Raw genomic sequence first — 2,590 nt, forward strand, 5'->3', positions numbered from 1 at the left:
GTGAATTCTTTAGATAAAGAAAAAATAATTGAATTACTAGATCCCATACATAATGATTTGGGAGAATGCAGCATTTACTTTAGGACTGCCGCTAATAAATTCAAGATTATCGATGACTCGTTGCAGAAAACAATTTTCGTTCGTTATGGCGAAGGGGAAAAATTCATCAATTTATTAAAAGTAATGGGGCCTGATCGCTGGTTATTGAGGAAACTTCAGAGATATACAGTCAATGTCTATAACTACGACTTTGATGAATTAAAGCGGCGAGGTGCAATTGAGGAAGTGCATCCTCAGATCTTTGCACTGTCATCTAAGCTAGATTATTCAAAAGATACCGGCTTGCTAGTTGACGAGACCATTTACGACCCGGAGCAATTTATTATTTAGAAAGGAGATGTTGAAGGTGCACAATTGGTGTTTGGAGGTGTGGGGTGACTATGCCTGCTTTACCCGGCCAGAGATGAAAGTCGAACGGGTAAGCTATGATGTTATCACCCCATCGGCGGCCAGGGCTATCTTTGAGGCAATTCTATGGAAGCCCGCTATACGGTGGAATATAACTAAAATTGAAGTACTTAATCCAATCAAATGGATTTCCGTCCGCAGAAACGAGGTTGGCAAGGTGGTAGCCGCACCAACTGCCAAACAAATGGCGGGTGTGCTTGGAGCGCCAATGGGCATTTTTATTGAAGATGAGCGCCAGCAGCGTGCCGGACTTTTTTTGCGAGATGTCAGATATCGAATTCATGGGTATTTTGATTTTATCAGACCAGAGCAGAGAAGAAAAAACCGTCCAATCAATTCTGAGGTTTGGGCGGACGAGCAGGAGAGTACTGAAAGCTCCAGGTTTGATGAAACCGAAGCGAAATATGCGGCGATGTTTGAGCGGCGGGCGAAAAAAGGACAGTGTTTCCACAGGCCTTATCTGGGCTGCCGGGAGTTCGCTTGCGATTTTCGATTAATCAAGAATTCGGATGAAGATGTTGTGGAGCCTATCAAGGATACGCGTGATTTGGGTTATATGTTGTATGATATCGATTTTGATCGTGATGAAAAGGAACCAATACCACTGTTTTTTAGGGCGCATCTTAACAAGGGGATATTGAACACCGACCGCAGGGAAGTTGAGGTGAGAGGATGATATTACTCGCCTTAAAAGAGTACTATGACCGGAAGGCTGCTGAAGGCTTGATCGCGCAGGATGGCTGGATTAAAGGTGGGCTCGATTTCCTAATCGAGCTCGACCATGACGGAAACCCGCACAACACCGTTGACCTGCGAGAGACAGCTGGCAAAAAAAGAATTACACACCCCTTTGATGTCCCCAATATTGGGAATCAGGCATTGAAACATTCTAATAGCGGTAAAGATGCAAATTTGCTGTGGGATAACTCTGCATTTGTCTTCGGATTAGGAGATAAAGGAGATTTGCGTCTGCAAAGCATGATTGATGCAATTGATGAATGGATCGGCGAAACGAGTGACCCAGGTGTTAATGCGGTGCGAAACTTTCTTCAGAAAGGCCTGGAAAACCGGAACCATTTTAATCCAGTACTTAATCATTCCGCATATGGCGATCATCTGAGAGAAGGCAACGCCAAAGTTAGTTTTAGAATTCTTCAAACTGAGTATAAATTGGTTTTCAACTCGCCAGCAGTGATAGAAGCGCTTAAAAAGGTAGGCCGGCAAGACGGTGCGAATGCAGTAATTGGAACATGTTTAGTTACGGGAGAAAAAAATGTTGCTATTGAAGTGACACATCCGGTTACCAAGGGTGTTTGGGGGTCTCAGTCTGCGGGAGCATGTATTGTTAGTTTTAACAAGGATGCTTTTAATTCATATGCAAAGACCCAAAGCTACAATGCTCCTGTCAGTAAGGTTACAGCGTCCCAATATGGCAAAGCTCTTAATACTTTGCTTGGTTCACCTAGACAGTGTATACATATCGGGGATGCATCAACAGTTTTCTGGTCAGCAAAACAATCATTTTTTGAATCTGACTTTTCTTTCTTTTTTAAAGAACCCGAAAAAGACAACCCTGATGCAGGAACAGAAAGAGTGAAAGCTCTATATGAATCAGTGAATAAAGGAACTTATAGAGAGGATGATGGTAATAATCTGTTTTATATTTTAGGACTTGCACCTAATGCGGCCCGCATTGCTATCCGTTTTTGGCAAATTGGTACAGTTTCTGAATTTGCCGCTAGGATTAGGCAGTATTTTGATGATTTTATGATCATAAAACCACCTAAGGAACCTGAATTCTATTCAATTTGGCGTATTTTGGTCAATATTGCAGCCCAGGATAAGAGTGAAAATATTCCACCCAATCTTGCCGGCGATTTTATGCGTTCAATACTTGATGGAACCCCCTATCCGGCAACATTAATACATGCTGTACTGCGACGTATTCGCAGTGACACGGAAAATAGAGTCAAGCCTATTCGCGCAGCATTAATTAAGGCATATTTAAACAGATATTACCGTTTCTATCCAAATCACAATTATAAGGAGGTTAATATGGAGTTAGATGCCAGTCAAACGTCAGTCGGTTACCAATTAGGAAGATTATTCGCCGTATTAGAGA

3 protein-coding genes are annotated in these 2,590 nt (G+C 42.3%); all 3 read left to right on the plus strand.

Annotated features, from left to right (window positions below; genetic code table 11):
* The coding region (locus tag NC238_14730) for a hypothetical protein (protein ID MCM1567162.1) at window positions 1-390 on the plus strand (390 nt) is incomplete at its 5' end.
* Between the two features lie 16 nt (window positions 391-406).
* Window positions 407-1,144, plus strand: a complete 738-nt coding sequence (gene cas5c / locus NC238_14735) for a type I-C CRISPR-associated protein Cas5c (protein MCM1567163.1) — start codon at window positions 407-409, stop codon at window positions 1,142-1,144.
* On the plus strand, window positions 1,141-2,590 hold a 1,450-nt coding region (gene cas8c / locus NC238_14740; protein ID MCM1567164.1), incomplete at its 3' end, for a type I-C CRISPR-associated protein Cas8c/Csd1. The genes cas5c and cas8c, both read left to right, overlap by 4 nt.

It is taken from the genome of Dehalobacter sp. (genome assembly GCA_023667845.1).
Classification (GTDB): Bacteria; Bacillota; Desulfitobacteriia; order Desulfitobacteriales; family Syntrophobotulaceae; genus Dehalobacter.